General features: G+C 70.3%; 19 protein-coding genes. 6 read left to right on the top strand and 13 right to left on the bottom strand.

Features of this window, described 5'->3' with window-relative positions; genetic code table 11:
• Nucleotides 1-25 precede the first annotated feature (25 nt).
• The gene (locus tag MUY14_RS39300) at nt 26-634 is read left to right on the top strand and encodes a hypothetical protein (RefSeq protein WP_247017206.1); all 609 of its coding nucleotides are present in this window, start codon (nt 26-28) and stop codon (nt 632-634) included.
• Here the strand turns inward: MUY14_RS39300 and MUY14_RS39295 are convergent.
• Nucleotides 631-999 carry a hypothetical protein gene (locus MUY14_RS39295; RefSeq protein WP_247017204.1) on the bottom strand — a complete coding sequence of 123 codons (369 nt, stop codon included), beginning with the start codon at nt 997-999 and terminating at the stop codon, nt 631-633. The two genes, MUY14_RS39300 and MUY14_RS39295, sit on opposite strands and share 4 nt — an antisense overlap.
• 218 nt (nt 1,000-1,217) lie before the next feature.
• Here MUY14_RS39295 and leuA point away from each other — a divergent pair, with 218 nt between their 5' ends.
• Nucleotides 1,218-2,978 (top strand): 2-isopropylmalate synthase, encoded by a 1,761-nt coding sequence (gene leuA / locus MUY14_RS39290; RefSeq protein ID WP_247017202.1) that lies wholly within the window; start codon nt 1,218-1,220, stop codon nt 2,976-2,978.
• 53 nt (nt 2,979-3,031) lie between these two features.
• Nucleotides 3,032-3,607, top strand: a complete 576-nt coding sequence (locus MUY14_RS39285) for a DedA family protein (RefSeq protein ID WP_315863240.1) — start codon at nt 3,032-3,034, stop codon at nt 3,605-3,607.
• Here the strand turns inward: MUY14_RS39285 and MUY14_RS39280 are convergent.
• Entirely contained in the window at nt 3,594-4,205 is a 612-nt protein-coding gene (locus MUY14_RS39280) for a peroxiredoxin-like family protein (protein ID WP_247017198.1), read from the bottom strand. The genes MUY14_RS39285 and MUY14_RS39280 overlap by 14 nt on opposite strands.
• A gap of 59 nt (nt 4,206-4,264) precedes the next feature.
• Between MUY14_RS39280 and MUY14_RS39275 the strand changes: the two genes are divergently transcribed.
• On the top strand, nt 4,265-4,888 hold the full coding sequence (locus MUY14_RS39275; RefSeq protein ID WP_247017196.1) for a TetR/AcrR family transcriptional regulator: 624 nt from the start codon (nt 4,265-4,267) through the stop codon (nt 4,886-4,888).
• 15 nt (nt 4,889-4,903) lie between these two features.
• On the opposite strand, the gene MUY14_RS39270 is transcribed toward MUY14_RS39275, so the two are convergent.
• Entirely contained in the window at nt 4,904-5,812 is a 909-nt protein-coding gene (locus tag MUY14_RS39270) for a LysR family transcriptional regulator (RefSeq protein ID WP_247017194.1), read from the bottom strand.
• 24 nt (nt 5,813-5,836) lie between these two features.
• A complete protein-coding gene (locus MUY14_RS39265; protein WP_247017192.1) occupies nt 5,837-6,769 on the bottom strand; it encodes an EamA family transporter in 933 nt (310 codons plus the stop codon).
• 203 nt (nt 6,770-6,972) lie between these two features.
• Between MUY14_RS39265 and MUY14_RS39260 the strand changes: the two genes are divergently transcribed.
• A complete protein-coding gene (locus tag MUY14_RS39260; RefSeq protein WP_247017190.1) occupies nt 6,973-7,869 on the top strand; it encodes an EamA family transporter in 897 nt (298 codons plus the stop codon).
• On the opposite strand, the gene MUY14_RS39255 is transcribed toward MUY14_RS39260, so the two are convergent.
• The 4 genes from MUY14_RS39255 to MUY14_RS39240 form a co-directional block, all read right to left on the bottom strand.
• Entirely contained in the window at nt 7,866-8,513 is a 648-nt protein-coding gene (locus MUY14_RS39255) for a DedA family protein (RefSeq protein WP_247017188.1), read from the bottom strand. The two genes, MUY14_RS39260 and MUY14_RS39255, sit on opposite strands and share 4 nt — an antisense overlap.
• A gap of 108 nt (nt 8,514-8,621) precedes the next feature.
• Nucleotides 8,622-9,266: an SDR family oxidoreductase gene (locus tag MUY14_RS39250; RefSeq protein ID WP_247017186.1), complete on the bottom strand. Its 645-nt coding sequence runs from the start codon at nt 9,264-9,266 to the stop codon at nt 8,622-8,624.
• A 611-nt stretch (nt 9,267-9,877) separates the two neighbouring features.
• Nucleotides 9,878-11,056 (bottom strand): RNA polymerase sigma factor, encoded by a 1,179-nt coding sequence (locus tag MUY14_RS39245; protein WP_247017184.1) that lies wholly within the window; start codon nt 11,054-11,056, stop codon nt 9,878-9,880.
• Nucleotides 11,053-11,412 (bottom strand): YciI family protein, encoded by a 360-nt coding sequence (locus tag MUY14_RS39240; protein WP_247017182.1) that lies wholly within the window; start codon nt 11,410-11,412, stop codon nt 11,053-11,055. Before MUY14_RS39240 ends, MUY14_RS39245 begins: the two co-directional genes overlap by 4 nt.
• 86 nt (nt 11,413-11,498) lie before the next feature.
• Here MUY14_RS39240 and MUY14_RS39235 point away from each other — a divergent pair, with 86 nt between their 5' ends.
• Nucleotides 11,499-11,930 carry a nuclear transport factor 2 family protein gene (locus tag MUY14_RS39235; protein ID WP_247017180.1) on the top strand — a complete coding sequence of 144 codons (432 nt, stop codon included), beginning with the start codon at nt 11,499-11,501 and terminating at the stop codon, nt 11,928-11,930.
• Nucleotides 11,931-11,997: 67 nt separating this feature from the next.
• Here the strand turns inward: MUY14_RS39235 and MUY14_RS39230 are convergent, their stop codons facing one another.
• The 5 genes from MUY14_RS39230 to MUY14_RS39210 form a co-directional block, all read right to left on the bottom strand.
• A complete protein-coding gene (locus tag MUY14_RS39230; protein WP_247017178.1) occupies nt 11,998-13,110 on the bottom strand; it encodes an ABC transporter ATP-binding protein in 1,113 nt (370 codons plus the stop codon).
• The gene (locus tag MUY14_RS39225; protein ID WP_247017176.1) at nt 13,107-14,102 is read right to left on the bottom strand and encodes an ABC transporter ATP-binding protein; all 996 of its coding nucleotides are present in this window, start codon (nt 14,100-14,102) and stop codon (nt 13,107-13,109) included. Before MUY14_RS39225 ends, MUY14_RS39230 begins: the two co-directional genes overlap by 4 nt.
• Before the next feature lie 6 nt (nt 14,103-14,108).
• Nucleotides 14,109-15,038, bottom strand: coding sequence for an ABC transporter permease (locus tag MUY14_RS39220; RefSeq protein WP_247017174.1), 930 nt, complete (start codon nt 15,036-15,038; stop codon nt 14,109-14,111).
• A complete protein-coding gene (locus MUY14_RS39215) occupies nt 15,035-16,036 on the bottom strand; it encodes an ABC transporter permease (protein WP_247017172.1) in 1,002 nt (333 codons plus the stop codon). Before MUY14_RS39215 ends, MUY14_RS39220 begins: the two co-directional genes overlap by 4 nt.
• Before the next feature lie 87 nt (nt 16,037-16,123).
• Nucleotides 16,124-17,800 carry an ABC transporter substrate-binding protein gene (locus tag MUY14_RS39210; RefSeq protein WP_247017170.1) on the bottom strand — a complete coding sequence of 559 codons (1,677 nt, stop codon included), beginning with the start codon at nt 17,798-17,800 and terminating at the stop codon, nt 16,124-16,126.
• Nucleotides 17,801-18,020: the final 220 nt, after the last annotated feature.

Here is an 18,020-nt window from a genome sequence, read left to right as displayed (position 1 = left end):
CGACTTCACCGGCAGGAGGTGGCCGATGGACGAGCGGGAAGCGGTGCACAACGAGGCGTCCGGCGTCTCGACGGGCAGTTTCGGGCAGATCGGCGCGGTGCACGGGAACGTCATCTTCACCGGCGGGCCGCCACCCGAGCCACCCCCGCGACCGGCCGCCGCTTCCGGGCCGGGCCCGGCCGAGGCGGCCCGGACCGCCGTTCGCCTGATGGCCGAGCTCGGCAAGCAGCCGCTGGCCCGGATCCGCAAGAACGGCTACGCCGGGATCTACCGTGAATTGGCGAAGCTGGCTCCACCCGACGCCGCGGCCGTGCTCCGGTACCTGCCCCTCGAGGAGATCAGCGGCCTCCTCCACGAGATGCCCGTGCCGCTCGCCGCCCGGGTGCTGCCGCAGCTCGGCCTCGACCACCTGCGCGAATTGGCGGCCCGTCAGCCGCAGGCCTTCGCCGACGGCCGGCTGCTCTGCTACTCACCGGCCGAAGACGTCGTCGAACTGCTGCGCGAACTGCCGTCGTCGACCGCGATGGACCTGCTCGGGCAGCTGCGGCGCGGCTCGACCGGCAGCACCGACGGCGAGCACCACGCGCGGCAGGCCGCGGCGGCCCGGATCTGGGAAGGCCTGGCCCGGCGTTAGGAAGCGCCGCCCACCCGGCGGATCACCTTCGCGAGGATGCCCGACACCACGAGCCAGAAGATCGCCGCGATGCCGTAGTTCACCAGCACGCGCAGCTTTTCGTCACTCGGCGTGAACAGGTCGCTGAACCCCAGCGCCAGGCCGTCCGCCCAGGACTTCACGAACGAGACGATGCCGTTGTCCGGGTTGGCCGAGCCGACCGTGAAGATCACGTGGATCACCAGGAACGCCGCGAAGACCAGTCCTACCCAGCGGACGATCGACGCCACCGCGGAGGCGGCGCGGCCCCCGGTCCTGCGCCAGTCGACGGGAGCCAGGCGCGAGACCTCGGTCTCCTCCGACGACGACTCTGCGTGCTCAGCCATGCCCGCAGTTTCGCACGGCGACCGTCCAATTGCTACCCACAGGTAACCCCGGGAAGGGGCCGCCCGGCTTCCCTCGGGCGGCGTTGCCTGGTTATGGTGGAGCCGTGGCGCGTGCTCTCCTGCTTCGCTGCCGCGACGGGGCCTGACCGGACCGGCTCCCCGTCGCGGGGCTTCGTGGTGCCGGTCGCACCCGTCGAGCTGGAGACACCCCCGAACCCATGAGCAAGATCCGCAAGCCCTCTCGTCCCGCGCCCGCTGACCAGCCCGCTTGGAACACCCAGCGCGGCACGTCTATGCCGGTGCACCGCTACCGCCCCTGGTACGACGTCGTCGAGAACATCGACCTGCCCGACCGCACCTGGCCCGAAAAGCGCATCGACCGCGCGCCGCTGTGGTGCGCCGTCGACCTGCGGGACGGCAACCAGGCCCTGATCGACCCGATGTCGCCCGCGCGCAAGCGCAAGTTCTTCGACCTGCTGGTCCGCATGGGCTACAAGGAGATCGAGGTCGGCTTCCCGGCCGCGTCGCAGACGGACTTCGACTTCGTCCGCGAGATCATCGACGAAGGCGCCATCCCCGACGACGTCAGCATCCAGGTGCTGACCCAGTGCCGCCCGGAGCTGATCGAGCGGACGTTCCAGTCCCTCGAAGGCGCGCCGCGGGCGATCGTCCACATCTACAACTCGACGTCGATCCTGCAGCGCCGCGTGGTCTTCCGCGAGGAGCGCGAAGGCATCAAGAAGATCGCGACGCAGGCCGCCGAAATGGTCGTCGAGCTGGCCGACAAGCAACCCGACACCGACTTCCGGTTCCAGTACTCGCCGGAGTCCTACACCGGCACCGAGCTGTCCTACGCGCTCGAGGTCTGCGACGCCGTCACCGAGATCTGGCAGCCGACGCCGGAGAAGCCGGTGATCCTGAACCTGCCGGCGACCGTCGAGATGGCGACGCCGAACGTCTACGCCGACTCGATCGAGTGGATGAGCCGCAACCTGGCCCGCCGCGACTCGGTGATCCTGTCGCTGCACCCGCACAACGACCGCGGCACCGGCATCGCCGCGGCCGAGCTGGGCTTCCAGGCCGGCGCCGACCGGATCGAAGGCTGCCTGTTCGGCAACGGCGAGCGCACCGGCAACGTCGACCTGGTCGCGCTGGGCATGAACCTCTACAGCCAGGGCATCGACCCGCAGATCGACTTCTCGGACATGGACGAGATCAAGCGGACGGTCGAGTACTGCAACCAGCTGCCGGTGCCCGAGCGCTCGCCGTGGGGCGGCGACCTGGTGTTCACCGCGTTCTCCGGCAGCCACCAGGACGCGATCAACAAGGGTCTCGACGCGCTGAAGGACGCCGCCGACAAGGCCGGCGTACCCGTCGAGGAGCACCCGTGGGAGGTCCCGTACCTGCCGATCGACCCGAAGGACGTCGGCCGCACGTACGAGGCCGTCATCCGGGTGAACTCGCAGTCCGGCAAGGGCGGCGTCGCCTACATCATGAAGGCCGAGCACCAGCTCGACCTGCCGCGGCGCCTGCAGATCGAGTTCTCGAAGGTCATCCAGCGCCACACCGACTCCGCGGGCGGCGAGGTCGACCCGACGACGATGTGGAACGCGTTCTCGGCCGAGTACCTGGAGCTGAAGACGCCACTGGAGCTGGTCCGCCAGCACGTCCGCGACAACGGTGACGGCGAGTACGACATCACCGCGACGGTCCGCGTGGAGGGTGACGAGCACGAGGTCACCGGCAGCGGCAACGGCCCGATCGCGGCGTTCTTCGACGCGCTGTCCACGGTGGGCTTCGACCTGCGCCTGCTGGACTACAGCGAGCACACGCTCTCCCCGGGTGACGACGCACGCGCGGCGTCGTACATCGAGTGCGCGATCTCGGACCGCGTGTTCTGGGGCATCGGCGTCGACCCGTCGATCGTGACGGCGTCGCTGCGCGCGGTCGTGTCGGCGGTGAACCGCGCCAACCGCTGAACCTGTGGGCCGCCTGTCGGGTTCCTGTGGACGCGACTACGGCCGTACTGCTGGTGCTGTTCGTCGTATCGCTGCTGCCCACCGAGGTGACGCTCCTCGGCATCGGCGTCGCGGCGGCGCAGGGCGGGACTTCGCCGGCCCTGGTGATCGCCGTGGCGAGTGCCGGGTGCCTGGCGTCCGACCAGGCGCTCTACGCCCTCGGCCGGTTCGGTGGCCGGGCGGCGCTGAACCGGCTGAGCCGGCGGCGGAAGATCGCCGCCGGCATCGGCTGGGTCGACGGGCGGCTGCAGCGCCACCCCGCGTCCCGTGCTGGTGATCGCCCGCTGGCTGCGATGACATCCGGGGCTCCGCCCCGGGCCGGGGGCTCCGCCACCCGGACCCCCGAAGACGGTGTGGGCGGCACGGTCGGCGCGCTGCTCGCCGGCTCGCTCCGGTGGCCGATGGCGGAGTTCTTCACCGCTTCGGCCATCGGCGTCACGCTCTGGACGTCCTACGTGGCCTTCCTCGGCTACGCGGGCGGCCGGCTCATCACCGAACCCGGGATCAGCGTGCTGCTCTCCCTGGGCGTCGCCCTGGTCCTGGGTTCGGTGATCACCTACGGCGTGAAGCGCGGCGCTAAAGCGACTTGACCGCTTCGAGGATCTCCGCCGGTTCGGTCCGCGTGACGAAGTCCGGGTGGACGTCGACGAACCGCAGCACCCGGTCCCGGTCCACCACGACGACCGCCGGGTGGACCAGCTCCCAGGTGCCGTTGACCGCTTCGAGGTCGGTGCCGAGCGTCTCCATGGCCTCGCGCACGACGGCGGACACCGGGTAGCTCAGGCCGAGGCCCCGCGCGACCGTGCTCCCGACGTCCGACAGCACCGGGAACGCCAGCTCCGGCGCCGGGCCGTCCGGCCGCTGCGGGCTGATCGCGACCAGGCTCGCACCGGACTTCCCCAGCTCGGGCAGCACTTCCTGCTGGTATGTGCGCAGGGTCAGGTTGCAGTACGGGCACCACTGGCCGCGGTAGAACACGAGCACCGCCGGCCCGTCCGAGACGAGCCGGCCCAGGCTCGTCGTCGCACCATCGGCTGCCGGCAGGGTGAAGTCGTCGATCTTGGTGCCGACCTCGGCGAAGTCCGTCGCGGCCCGGCGCCGGTCCGCTTCGAGGACGGCGAAGATCTCCGGCGGCAGCACGCCGCGGAGGTGGTCGTTCACGCCGGTCAGTGCGTTGTCGAGCGTCATGGATCCCCCTAGCTTGTTGTACTGATCGGTACAATGTGCCGAACTGTACTATTCGGTACATGGAGACGCAAGCAGCGGCCTCGACCCCGCGCGGCAAGCGGACGCGGGAAGCGATCGTCGACGCGGCGGCGGCCCTGATGTACGTCGACGGCGTCGCGGGCACGAGCGTCGACAAGGTGCTCGCCGCGAGCGGGGCCGGGAAATCGCAGATGTACCACTACTTCAAGAACAAGGAACAGCTGGTCGAGGCCGTGATCGACCGGTACGTCGAGCAGATCCTCGCCAACCAGCCGGCGATCTTCACGCTGAGCTCGTGGGCCGACCTCGAGTCGTGGACCGAGCAGCTGCTGGACGTCCACCGCCGAGCGGGCACGCCGGTCGCCTGCCCGCTCGGCAACCTCGCCGGCGAAGTCGGCGACAACCCGAAGCTCGCGCCGCTGGTCGACCAGGCCTACCGGCAGTGGGAGTCCCACCTCGTGCGCGGGCTGACCACGTTGCGGGACAAGGGAGAGCTCGCGCCCGACGCCGACCCGGCCCGGCTCGCGCAGGCGGCGATGACGTCCGTCCAAGGTGGACTGCTGCTGGCGCACATCCGGCACGACCTCACGGCACTGGAGGACGCACTGAGCATCGCACTCGCCTACCTGCGCGGCCACCAGGTCGTGAGTGGCCAGGGCGGCTAGAACCGCCCTGACCACTCACGAGCCGGTGAGCTGGGCGACCTCCGCGGCCAGTTCCTCGATCACCTTGGCCACCGCCGGGCGCTGCAGCGCGCCCGTGCGGCACACCGCCTCCACCAGCCGCGCCGCGCGGATGCCGGCCAGCGGCCGGCTGACCAGGCCGCTGCCCCGCCGCGTGTCGATCGTGTAGCGCGGCACCAGCGCGATGCCGTGGCCGGCCGCCACCAGCCGTTCGGTGATCCGGAAGTCGTTGATCCGCTGGACGACGACCGGCCGCACGCCGGTGCGGACGGTCAGCGAGCGCAGCACGTCGTCCACCGGGAACCCGTGGTCGACGCCGATCCAGCGTTCGTCGGCCAGCTCCGCCAGGTCGACGCGCCGCCGGCTCGCCAGGCGGTGCCCGGCCGGCAGCGCCACGTCGAGCGGCTCGCGCAGCAGCGGCACGACGTCGAGGCGGTCCGAATCGAACTCCGGCGCGTGCTCGTCCCGGTGCGCCACGACGACGTCGTAGTCCGCGACCAGGCCGGGCACCTCCGGCGGCGTCATGTCGACGTCGCGGACGTCGACCTCCAGCCCCTCGTACGCGGCGACGCGGGTCAGCAGGCCGGGCAGCAGCATCAGCCCGGCCGACTGGAAGATCGCGACGCGCACCCGCCCGCGCGGCGCGCTGCGGTAAGTGTCCAATTCGGACTCCGCGCGCTCGAGCGCGGCCAGCACCTCGTCGGCGCGGGCGACCAGCGCCCGCCCCGCGTCGGTCAGCCGCAGGCCCCGCCCGGCCGGCTCGGTGAGCGGCAGCCCGACCTCGCCCTGCAACGCGCGCAGCTGCTGCGAGACGGCCGACGGCGTGCAGTGCAGCGCCCGCGCGGCCGCCGTCACGCTCCCGCGGTCGGCGAACTCCCGCAGCGTGCGCAGTCGTCCCAGGTCCACGGCGCCAGCATATGTGAAGCGGTGCTACAAAGTCCGCAGGCATTCAGCGGGCGCGGCTTCACGGTCGTGCCGCAGCCGGGCGACCGTCCCGGCGCCGACCAGCGCGACGATCCCGGCGACGCAGCCGAACGTGAGCACGGACGGCGTGAGGCGGTGGTCGGCGAGCTGCATCAGGTACGCGAAGAGCGGCGAAAGGGTCAGCAGGATCGACGCCGTGATCGGCTCGGTCCGCTTGATGCCGACCTGCAGCAGGTACAGCGGCAGCGCGACCCCGAACACCGCGATCGACGCCGACGGTACGAGCGCCGCGAGGACGCCCGGTGCGTCGTCGACCGCGACCAGCACCCACGTCACGGCCAGGATCAGGAAGAACCGCAGGGCGAGCACCCGCCGCGGCGGCAGCGAAGCGTCGCTCAGCCGCTTCGAATAGAGCACGTTCGCCACCGAGCCGACGCCGGTGAGGAGCACCAGCACCACGCCGGTGAGCGTCTCGCCCGCCGTCCGGTCGAGCGCGCCGCGGCCGGTGAACGAGCCCCAGACGAGCAGCCCGATCAGCACACCGATCCCGGCCGCGACCCACGCCTCCGCGCGCAGGGCCGGAAAACCCCGGCGCAGCACGGGGTTCAGGATCAGGGTCAGCACCGGGCCGAGCGCGATGCCGACGACGTTGACCACCGCCGGTTCGAGGTAGCGCAGCGCGAACAGCATCGACAGCCAAGTGACGGCGGTCGTCACGTTGATCATCGCGACGTCTCCGCGCAGCTCCCGGACCGGGCGGAACGTCGTGGCGGCGCCGTCCCGCAGCAGCGCGAGCACCAGGAAGACCACCGCGGCGATGCCGAACGACACCGCGGCGACGGTGGCCGGGCGGAGCTGCTCCAGCTGGTTGCCGGCGAAGACGTCGAGCGCCGCGGTCAGCGCCGCGAACCCGGTCAGCGGCAGGACTCCTCGCATCATCGGTTTCTCCCCCAGTCGACGACGGCGGAGATCGTGACCGGAGCCGGGCGGCGTGGTCAACACCGCGTCAGCGGCGTCGGCGGCGGACGGACGACCGCGCCGGAGAGCGGTGCAGGTCAGCGTGTTTTTCGTGAAGCTCAGCTACAAAGTCCCTGCAGATATTCTCGCTGGTCCTTCACGGTCGACGTGGTCACAGTGGTGGCATGCCCGCTCGTGACCGCCTGCTCGCCGTGCTCGTCGCCGTCCTCTGGGGACTCAACTTCCTCGCCATCCACGCCACGCTCGGCCAGTTCCCGCCGGTGTTCGCGGGGGCGCTGCGGTTCGCCGTCATCGCCGTGCCGACGATCCTGTTCGTGCCGTGGCCGAAGGTGAAGGTGCGGTACCTGCTCGGCTACGGCCTCGGCTTCGGCACCGGGCAGTTCGCGTTCCTGTTCATCGCGATGGACACCGGGATGCCGACCGGGCTCGCGTCGCTGGTGCTGCAGGCGTCGGCGCCGTTCACGGTGCTGCTCGGCGCCGTCTTCCTTCGCGAACGCGTCACGCCGCACCAGCTGGCCGGCATCGGGCTGGCGGTCGCCGGGATGGTCGCGATCGCGTGGCAGCAGTCCGGGCACGCCGCCCTGCTGCCGATGGTGCTGACCCTGCTGGGCGCGCTGAGCTGGGCGTTCGGCAACCTGAGCACGCGCCGGGCCGAGCCGGACAACCCGCTGCACTTCACGCTGTGGATGTCGGTCGTGCCGCCGCTGCCGATGTTCGCGCTCTCGCTGGTCATGGAAGGCCCGGCCGCGCAGTGGCGGTCGCTGACGACGCTCGGCACCCCGACCGGGCTGACCGCGCTCGGCGGCCTGACCTACGTCGTGCTGATCGGCACCGTCGTCGGCTCCGGCCTGTGGACGACGCTGATGCGGCGCAACCCGGCCGGCGTCGTGTCGCCGTTTTCGCTGCTGGTGCCGGTGGTCGGGCTGTCGGCGTCGTTCGCCTTCCTCGGCGAGCGGCCGACCGGGCTGGAGATCGGGGCGGCCGCCGTCGTCATCGCCGGCGTGCTGCTGGGTTCGCTGCGGTTCACGCGCAAGCCCCAGCCGGAGCTGGTGGCGGTCTAGGCCGCCGTCTCTTCCTGCTTCGGGGTCTCTTCTTCACCCTCGTGGGTGCGGCCGAGGCGCTTCTTCATGACGAAGAAGACGACGATGCCGATGACGACCGCGGCCACCAGGCCGAACTTCGAGAACCGGCCGAGCCACTGTTCGGCCACGACGCCGAGGTAGTAGACGAGCACGGTGGTGCCGCCGGCCCAGACGATGCCGCCGGCCGCGTTCGCCAGCAGGAACTTCGGGTAGTGCATGCGCAGCGACCCGGCGAGCGGGCCGGCGAGGATGCGCAGGAACGCGATGAAGCGGCCGAGGAAGACGGCCCACACACCGCGTTTGTCGAAAATGCGTTCGGCGTTGGCCAGGTGCGTCGGGCCGAAGTGCTTCGGGAATTTCCGCCCGGCCCAGGCGAACAGGCGCTGGCCACCGGTCTTCCCGATGAAATACCCGATGCTGTCGCCGATGATGGCGCCGGCACTGGCCAGCACCGCGATCCAAACCGGGCTCAGGGTGTCGTGCTGCGAGGCCAGCAAGGCCGCGCTGACCAGCACGATCTCGCCGGGGAGCGGGATGCCGAGGCTCTCGATCATGATCACCGCGCCGACGATCAGGTACACCGAGAGCGGCGGGATCGCCTCCAGCCATTGGTCGATGTGCACTGCTCGTACCCCCTGGTACTCCGGAATCTGCTTTCCGAAGGGTACCGGGGGCGGGGCGCTCGGGGCGGCCTACTCAGGTATTGCCGGGGGTCCTACTCAGGTCGGGGGTCAGTCGAGCGCGGCGAGGGCCGGCGCGACCGGGAATTCCCCGGAAACGACGTCGAACCCGCGGTTTTCGGTGAGCGGCTCGGCCAGCGTCCCGACGAGCACGGCGGCGACGTCCTGCCTGGTGATGCGCCCCGGTTCGAGGTGCCCGGCCGCCTTGACCCGCCCGGTCGCGGGCCCGTCGGAGAGCGTCCCGGGCCGGACGATCGTCCAGGTCAGCGCCGACTTCTGCAGGACGCTGTCGGAGATCTGCTTGGCGAGCAGGATCGACCGGACGAGCCGATCGCCCTGATCGGGTGAGTCGGCGAACTGCGCGGAGAGCTGCACGAAGCGAGCCACCCCCGCTTCCTCGGCGGCCCGGACGGCGGTGATGGCCCCGTCCCGGTCGACGAGGTTCACCGATTCGGGTTCCGGATCGGGGGCCCCGATCGTGGTGATGACGACGTCGGAGTCCCTGAGGACCTCGACGAGATCGGCCGGATCGGCGGTGACGTCGGCGAGCACGGGTTTGACGTTCTCGATCCCGCGAAGCACCTCGGCCCGCTTCCGGCTGCGGAGGCCGGCTTTCACGGCGTGACCGCGCGCGGCGAGCAGGCGGACTACGTGGAAGCCGGTTCGCCCGGTCGCGCCCAGCACGGTGACCTGCATGGGGTGATCCTCCCGCAGATGGGGGTGGTTCGCCGGTCCACAGGGTTGTCCACAGGGTTCACCCCCATGTGGACAACTCGGGGAGCGGCCGGGTTTTGTCGGGGTGCGGCGATAGGCTGGAACGGGGATGGCCCCCTGGGGAGGGCGGGCGCTGCAGTGGGCACGGCGGAGCGGGCACCGCGGAGCGGGCACCGCCGAGTGGGCACCGCCGAGTGGGCACCGCCTGCGGCGCACCAGCGAAGTCGCAACCTCCGCGCGGGCCGGCCGGTGCCGCGGGAACGTCATGAACGACCCTTTCATCGCGTCCGGCGAGGTGAACGACTCGTTCATGACATCCCGGGTCGGGGAGGGCGGGCGGGCACCGCAGGCGGGCACCCCGGCGGGGGCGGGCGCTGCGGTGCCGAGCGGGCACCGCGGGCGGGCACTGCCTGCGGCGAGGGCGGGCGCTGCGGTGCCGAGCGAGCACCGCGGGCGGGCACTGCCTGCGGCGCACCAACGAAGTCGCAACCTCCCCGCGGGCCGGCCGGGTGCCGCGAGAACGTCATGAACGACCCTTTCATCGCGTCCGGCGAGGTGAACGACTCGTTCATGACATCCTGGGGAGGACAGGCTCAGGCCTCGGCCAGTGCGGCCGCCCGGGACCGCAGGTAGCCCTGCTCCGGCACGCTCAACGTCCGTTCGGCCGCCGCCAGGTACGCCTGCCGAGCCCCGGCCACGTCCCCCGACAGCTCCAGCAAGTGCGCCCGTACCGCGTCGACCCGGTGGTGCGCCGCCAACGCCGGGTCCGATGCCGCCGCCGCCAGCTCCGCCAGCCCTGCCTCGGGACCCGCCACCTGCGCCAGTGCCACCACGCGGTTCACCGTCACCATCGGGCCCGGCGCCACCACGCGCAGCAAGTCGTACAGCGTCAGGATCTGGGCCCAGTCCGTCGTCTCCGTCGACGCCGCCTCGTCGTGCACCGCCGCGATCGCCGCCTGGAGCTGGTACGGGCCGACCGGCGACGACGACAGCGCGCCCGTGATCAGGGCGGTCCCCTCCGCGATGAACTCGCGGTTCCACAGCGACCGGTCCTGCGAGGCCAGCGGCACCAGCTCCCCCGACGGCGACACGCGCGCCGGGCGGCGGGCGTCCGTCAGGAGCATCAACGCCAGCAGGCCCGTCACCTCGCCGTCCTCCGGCAGCGACGCGCGCAGCTGCCGGGTCAGCCGGATCGCCTCCGTGGTCAGCTCGACCCGGTTCACCGCGTCGCCGGAGCTGGCTGTGTGGCCCTCCGTGAAGATCAGGTACAGCACCTCCAGCACCCGGTCCGGCGAGCCCGAAGCGACGAACCGCTCGCCGCGCAGGGAGCGCTTCGCGCGGCTGATGCGCTGGCCGATCGTGGCCTCCGGGACCAGGAACGCCCGCGCGATCTCCGCCGTCGTCAGGCCGCCGACCGCGCGCAGCGTCAGCGCCACCTGCGACGGCCGTGAGAGTGACGGGTGGCAGCACAGCAGCAGCAACGTCAACGTGTCGTCGACCGCGACCGGCGCCGGGTCCGGTGGCTCGGCCAGCGCCACCGCCGCTTCACGGCGCTGCCGGGCCGTCTCGCTGCGCAGCTGCTCGATGCGGCGGCGGGACGCCGTCGTGATCAGCCAGCCCTTCGGGTTGTCCGGCATCGCCGACGGCCACTGCTGAGACGCCGCCAGCAGCGCCTCCTGGACCGCGTCCTCGCACGCGTCGAAGTCGCCGTAGCGGCGGACCAGCGCCGTGACGACCTGCGGGGTCAGCGAGCGCAGGAGGTCGGGGATCACCGGAGCCCCATCACCGGCCGCACCTCGACCACCCCGAACGACGCCTCCGGGACGCGGCCGGCGATTTCGGTCGCGCGTTCGAGGCTCTCGCAGTCCAGCAGGTAGAAGCCGGCGAGGAACTCCTTGGCCTCGGCGAACGGGCCGTCCGTCGTCAGGACGCCGCCTTCGCCGGCGCGGACCTGCTTCGTCAGCTCCGGGTAGGCCAGGCGCTCGGACACGACGCGCTCGCCGGACGCGTCGAGGTCGTCGTTGAGCTGCTGGTAGTGCGCGAGACCGGCCGCGCGCTGCTCGTCGCTCATGCCCGCCCACGCCGCGCGGGACTCGGGGTTGCCGTAGATCAGCACCACGTACTTCACGAACGCCTCCCGCTGGATGTCGAAATCCGCGCGGCGGCGCCTACGTCCCTACGACAGGCAAGGCACCACCACTCCAGGAGGATGGCATGACCGAGCACGACGACAAGCTGATTCGCGAACTCGTGGCCGCCCGCGCCGAGGCGATGACCGAACGTGACGCCGAAGCGCTCGCCGCGCAGTGCGTGCCCGGGCTCCTCGCGTACACGCTGGCCCCGCCGCTCGCGCACCACGGCGAAGACGTCGAGTCGCGCAAGGCGTGGTTCGCGAGCTTCGACGGCCCGATCGAGTACGAGGTCCGCGACCTCGAAGTCGTCGTCGGGGGCGACGTCGCCTACAGCCACTCGCTCAACCGGCTGTCGACGACGCCGAAGGGCATGCCCCGGAAGTTCGAGCTCTGGTTCCGCTCGACGACGGGCTTCCGCCGCGAGAACGGCGAGTGGCGGATCGCCCACGTCCACGACTCGACGCCGTTCTACATGGACGGCACGATGAGCGCCGCGCTGGACCTCAAGCCCTGACGCGCACTTTCACGTGAAAGTGACGTGGAGGGGGTACCTCCGGGTCACTTTCACGTGAAAGCTCCGCTCAGAGGATTTCGGCGGCCGTGCCGACGTCCGGCGGGCCCAGGTCGGGGTTCAGCGCCCCGGTGAGCTCCACCAGTTCCGGCTTCACCTCGTGCGGCTGGATGCGCCCGTCGCGGATGTCCTCCGCGTAGTGGCACGCCACCCGGTGCCCGGCGCCGATTTCGCGCAGCTGCGGGCGGTCGGTGTCGCACAGGCTCGCCTGCCGCCACGGGCAGCGCGTGTGGAACCGGCAGCCCGTCGGCGGGTTGGCCGGCGAGGGCAGGTCACCGGCGAGCAGGATCTGCTCGCGGGTGTCCTCGACCTGCGGGTCCGGCACCGGGATGGCCGACAGCAGCGCCCGCGTGTACGGGTGCAGCGGGTCCTGGTACAGCGAGTCCGCGTCGGTCTCCTCGACCAGCGCGCCCAGGTACATCACGCCGATGCGGTCGGAGATGTGCCGCACCACCGCGAGGTCGTGCGCGATCACCAGGTAGGTCAGCCCGAGCTGGTCCTGCAGGTCCTCCAGCAGGTTCACCACCTGGGCCTGCACCGAAACGTCCAATGCGGACACCGGCTCGTCGGCGACGATCAGGTCCGGCTCCACGGCCAGCGCCCGCGCGATGCCGATGCGCTGGCGCTGCCCGCCCGAGAACTCGTGCGGGTACTTCCGCAGCGCCGTCTCCGGCAGTCCTACCGAAGCCAGGAGCGATCGGAGTCGCCGCTGTGTTGATTCTTTGTCCTGGTCGAGCCCGTGCGCGTGCATCCCTTCCAGCAGAATGGATTCCACCGACTGGCGGGGGTCCAAACTGGACAGCGGGTCCTGGAAGATCATCTGCATCCGGCGCCGGGCCTTCCGCAGTTCCTCACCCTTCAGGGCCGCGACGTCGGTGCCGTCGAAGACGACCTGGCCGTTGGTCGGCTCGTTGAGCCGGAGGATCGCGCGGCCCAGCGTGGACTTGCCGCACCCGGATTCGCCCACCAGGCCATAGGTCTCGCCGCGGCGGATGGCCAGGTCGACGCCGTCGACCGCGTAGACGTGCCCGACCGTCCGGTCGATCACGATGCCGCGCTTGATCGGGAAGTGCACCTTGAGGTCGGTGACCTCGAGCAGCACGTCACCAGCAGGACGGGTCATCGGGTTCCTCCTCCCGCCGCGACCGGCGGCCGCACGGGGTTGTGACAGCGCAGCAGCCCGCCGCGGTCGGGGACCAGCTGCGGCTGGACCTCGCGGCACGCGGGCACCGCGTTGGGGCAACGCGGCGCGAACGCGCACCCGTTGTCCCACGGGATGTTGTCGGCCACCGAACCCCGGATGGGGACCAGCTTCTCGCCGCGGCCCGCGTCGAGGCGCGGGATCGAGGCGAGCAGGCCGTGCGTGTACGGGTGCCGCGGTTCGGCGAACAGCTGGTGCCGCTGCGCGCGCTCGACGATCTTGCCGCCGTAGAGCACGTTGACCTCGTCGCACAGCCCGGCGACGACGCCGAGGTCGTGCGTGATCATGATCAGCGCGGTACCGGTGTCCTGCACCAGTTCCCGCAGCAGCGCCAGGATCTGCGCCTGGATGGTGACGTCCAGGGCCGTGGTCGGCTCGTCGGCGATGAGCAGCCGCGGCCGGCACGCCAGCGCGATCGCGATCAGCGCGCGCTGCCGCATCCCGCCGGAAAGCTGGTGCGGGTACTCGGAAAGCCGCCGCGACGGGTCGGGGATGCCGACCTTGTCGAGCAGGTCCACCGCTTCGACGGACGCCGCCTTGCGCGACATCCCGCGGTGGCGCTCCAGCACCTCGGTGATCTGCAGCCCGATCGGGATGACCGGGTTCAGCGAGGACAGCGGGTCCTGGAACACCATGCCGAGGTCGCGGCCGCGGCGGTCGCGCATTTCCCGGTCGGACAACGTGAGCAGGTCGGTGCCTTCGAAGCGCACCGAGCCGCTGACCTTGTTGCCGCGCCGGGCCAGCAGCCGCATGATCGCCAGCGACGTCACCGACTTGCCGCAGCCGGACTCGCCGACCAGGCCGACCGTCTGGCCGGGTTCGACGTCGAAGCTGACCCCGTTCACCGCGGTGAACGGCTTCTCGCCGCGCCGGACGAAATCGACCGTGAGGTCGCGGACTTCAAGGAGTGCCATGGGTTTTCACCGCCTGTTCTTCGGGTCGAGGGCTTCGCGGAGGGACTCGCCGAGCAGCGTGAACCCGAGCGCGACGATGATGATCGCGATGGCCGGGTAGTACGCGAGCTCGGGGCGGATGTCGAGGAACTGGCGCGCGGCCTTGCCGAGCATCAGCCCCCACTCCGCCCGCGACGGGTCCGGGTCGCCCAGACCGAGGAACGACAGCGCCGCGGCCTCGAGGATGGCGGTCGCCAGCGTCAGCGTCGCCTGCACGATGACCGGGCCGAGCGAGTTCGGCAGCATGTGCCGGAACACGATCGTCCCGCGCTTCACACCCAGCGACGTCGCCGCCAGCACGTGATCGGCGTCGCGCTGGGCCAGCATGGAACCGCGCAGCAGCCGCGCGAAGATCGGCACACCGACCATCGACACGGCGAGGATGACCGTCCACTGGCTCGGCTTCGAGAACAGCGCCGCGATCGAGATGGCCAGCAGCAGCGACGGGAACGACAGCATGACGTCGACCAGTCGCATGAGGACGGTGTCGACCCAGCCGCCGAACGCGCCCGCGAGACCGCCGATGATGACGCCGAGCAGCACGCCGATCAGCGTGGCGAGCACGCCGACGATCAGCGTCTGCTGGGCACCGACGATCAGCCGGGACAGGAAGTCGCGGCCGAAGTCGTCGACGCCGAGCGGGTACCCGGGCATCGAGCCGGGGATGATGCCCCGGCCGAGCTGCACCTGGTCCTGCATCGACCGGTCGAGCGGGTCCTTGGGTGCGAGCAGCGGCGCGAAGATCGCCAGGAGGAAGAACAGGCCGGTGATGACGCCACCGGTGATCGCGACCGGGCTGCGCAGCATGCGCCGGAACGCTTCGCCGCCGATGCTGCGCCCGCTCGCCGCGGCGAGCTTGTCGATCGGTTCCTTCTTCTTGTTGAGCAGAGTGTTCATCGCACACGCACCCTCGGGTCGATGATCCCGTACGAGATGTCGACCAGCATGTTCACCAGGACGTAGACCACGGCCCCGAACAGCAGCAGCGCCTGCAGCCGCGGGTAGTCACGCCGCTCGATGCCTTCGGCCAGCAGGAACCCGAGGCCGCGGAAGTTGAACACCCGCTCGGTCAGCACCGCGCCGCCGAGCAGCGCGCCGGTCTGCAGGCCGATGGTGGTGACCACCGGGAGCAGGCCGTTGCGCAGCACGTGCCGGCGGCGGACCACCTGCTGCGTGAGGCCCTTCGAGTTGGCCGTGCGGATGAAGTCTTCGTTGAGCACCTCGAGCACGGACGCGCGGGTGATCCGGGTGATCACCGCGAGCGGGATCGTGGCCAGCGCGAACGCGGGGAGGATCAGGTGCCGGATCGCGTCCCAGACGGCGTCCCACTCGCTCGTCATGATGCCGTCGAGGATGGCGAAGTTCGTGATGGCCGTGGCGTCGAGCCCGGTCGTCTGCCTGCCCTGCGACGGCAGGCCCAGCGGCGAGGCCAGCAGGTCCTGCATCATGTAGCCGAGGAAGAACACCGGCACCGCGACGCCGATCAGGCTGAGCAGGATGACACCGTTGTCGACCGGCCCGCCGCGGTAGCGCGCCGACAGGTAACCGGCCGGGATGCCGACGACGCACGCGATGAGCATGGCCGTGAAGCCGAGTTCGATGGTCGCCGGCAGGAACGTGGTGATCTCGCCCATGACGGGCTGGGTCGAGACCAGGGAGTTGCCGAAGTCGCCGGTGAAGGCTCGGCCGAGGAACCCGAAGTACTGCAGGATGATCGGCTGATCGAGCCCGAGTACGTGGTTGAGGTCGGCGATCTTCTCGGGCGTTGCCTTGTCACCCAGCAGCGCGGCTGCGGGACCGCCGGGCAGGGAACGCAACCACGCGAAGACCAGGATGGACAGGATGAGGAGCGTCGGGATCGCTTGTAGCAGCCGACGCACGAGAAAACGGAGCACGTGCAGTCCTTTGTCGCCAGCCCGGGATCAGGCGCAAGGGGTGGGCGCGGTAGCACCCACCCCTTGCCTTTGGCTGAAATCCGTTTGTCAGCTCACGGTCACGGTGTTGAAGCGCTCATCGGTGAGCGGGCTCGCCACCAGACCCTTGACCTTCGGGCCGACGACGATGGCCGGCGTCGGGTACGCGATCGGGACCGCCGGGAGGAAGTCCATGATCTTCTTGTTCACTTCCTGGTACGCCTTGGCGTGCGCGTCGCCGGCGGGCGAAGCGTCCGCGGCGGCGAGGGCCGAGAACAGCTCGGGGTTGTTGAACCCGAACTCCTTCTTCTCGCGGCCGAAGAACGTGCCGACGAAGTTGCCGGCGTCGTTGTAGTCACCGGTCCAGCCGAGCAGGTGCAGGTCCTGCTTGCCGAATTTCTGGACGTCGTCCTTGTAGCCACCGTTCCACGGCTCGGCGTGGGCCTCGATGGTGATGCCGATCTTCTTCAGGTCCTCGGAGATCGCCGTGAACGTGTCCGCCGGGTTCGGCATGTACGGGCGGCTGACCTCGGTCGGGTAGTAGAACTTCAGCGTCATGCCCTCGGCGCCCGCCGCCTTCAGCAGGTCCTTGGCCTTCTGCTGGTCGTACGGGTACTTGGTGACGTCGTCGGTGTAGCCCGAGATGACCTTCGGGACGAACTCGCTCGCGACCTCGGAACCCTCGGCCAGCTTGCTCTTCACGAACTGCTCGCGGTTGATGCCGTAGGCCAGCGCCTGGCGGACCCGCGGGTCCTTCAGCTTCGCCGCGTTCGGGCCGGACTGGTTGATGCCCAGGTACAGCACGTTGAACGACGGGCGGATGAGGACCTGCTCGCCGTCGTTGCGCAGCAGGCCGTAGTCCGCCGGGTTCGGGTAGTCGTAGCCGTTGATGTCGCCGGCCTTGAGCGCCTGCTTGCGGGCGTTCTCGTCCGGGATGACCTTGAAGATCAGCTTGTCGAGCTTCGCCGGGGACGGGCTGCTGTCGTTGCGCACCAGGGTGATCTCACCCTTGCCCTGGTCCCAGCTGTCGAACTTGAACGGGCCGGTGCCGACCGGGTGCTTGTTCGCGTACTCGCTGTAGGTGAACGAGTCGCCGCTCTGGGTGACCGTGTCGCCGTTGTACTGCTTGATCGCCGTCGGGCTCTGGATCGCGAACGACGGGAGCGTGAACGCCGCCGGGAACGCGCCCTTGGCCTTGTTCAGGTTGAGGACCGCGGTCGCCGGGTCCTTCGCCTCGCAGCTCTTGTAGACCGGGTCGCCTGCCGCGTCGCCCTCGTTCTTGGCGAAGCCCTCGAAGACGTCGCCGTAGTAGATCATCTGGCTCTGGGCGGCGGCGCCCTTCATGTTGAACCAGCGGTCGAAGTTCGCGCAGACCGCCGTCGCGTCCATCGCGGTGCCGTCGGAGAACTTGACGCCCGTCTTCAAGGAGAACGTCCAGGTCTTGCCCTCGTTGCTCGACTCCCACTTCTCGGCGAGCGAGGGTTCGAGGTCGGCCGTGCCCGGCTTGTTCTGGATCAGCGTGTCGAAGATCTGCCGCGTGATGCGGAAGGTCTCGCCCTCGTCGTTGAACGCGGGGTCGAACAGCTTCGGGTTGCCGGCCGCACCGAAGATCATCGTGCCCCCGGTACCACCCCCGGCGCCTTCTTCACGCTTGGATTCCGCACAGGCGGACAGCGAAACCGCGAGCGCGCCGGCGAGCCCGATCAGGGCCACGCGGCGTGTTCGGGTCAGCCGCAATTGCTGCATCTGGCACCCCTTGGGAGATGTTTCGGGTTCAAAGTCACCGTCCGGTCGGTCAGGAACTCGACGGACGATCGTGTGTTCGCCGACACTAGCGGGAACTCGGCTCGCACTTAAGCACGTGAGGTTACGATCGCGCTACGTGGACGTCGATTTGACCGCAATGTGTCCGTAAATCACGACAGAATGTGACCGTTTGTGCGTTACGGATGCACCCGGTGCCGGA

This window comes from Amycolatopsis sp. FBCC-B4732 (assembly GCF_023008405.1).
Lineage (GTDB): Bacteria > Actinomycetota > Actinomycetes > Mycobacteriales > Pseudonocardiaceae > Amycolatopsis > Amycolatopsis pretoriensis_A.
This window is presented reverse-complemented; position numbering and strand designations above follow the sequence as displayed.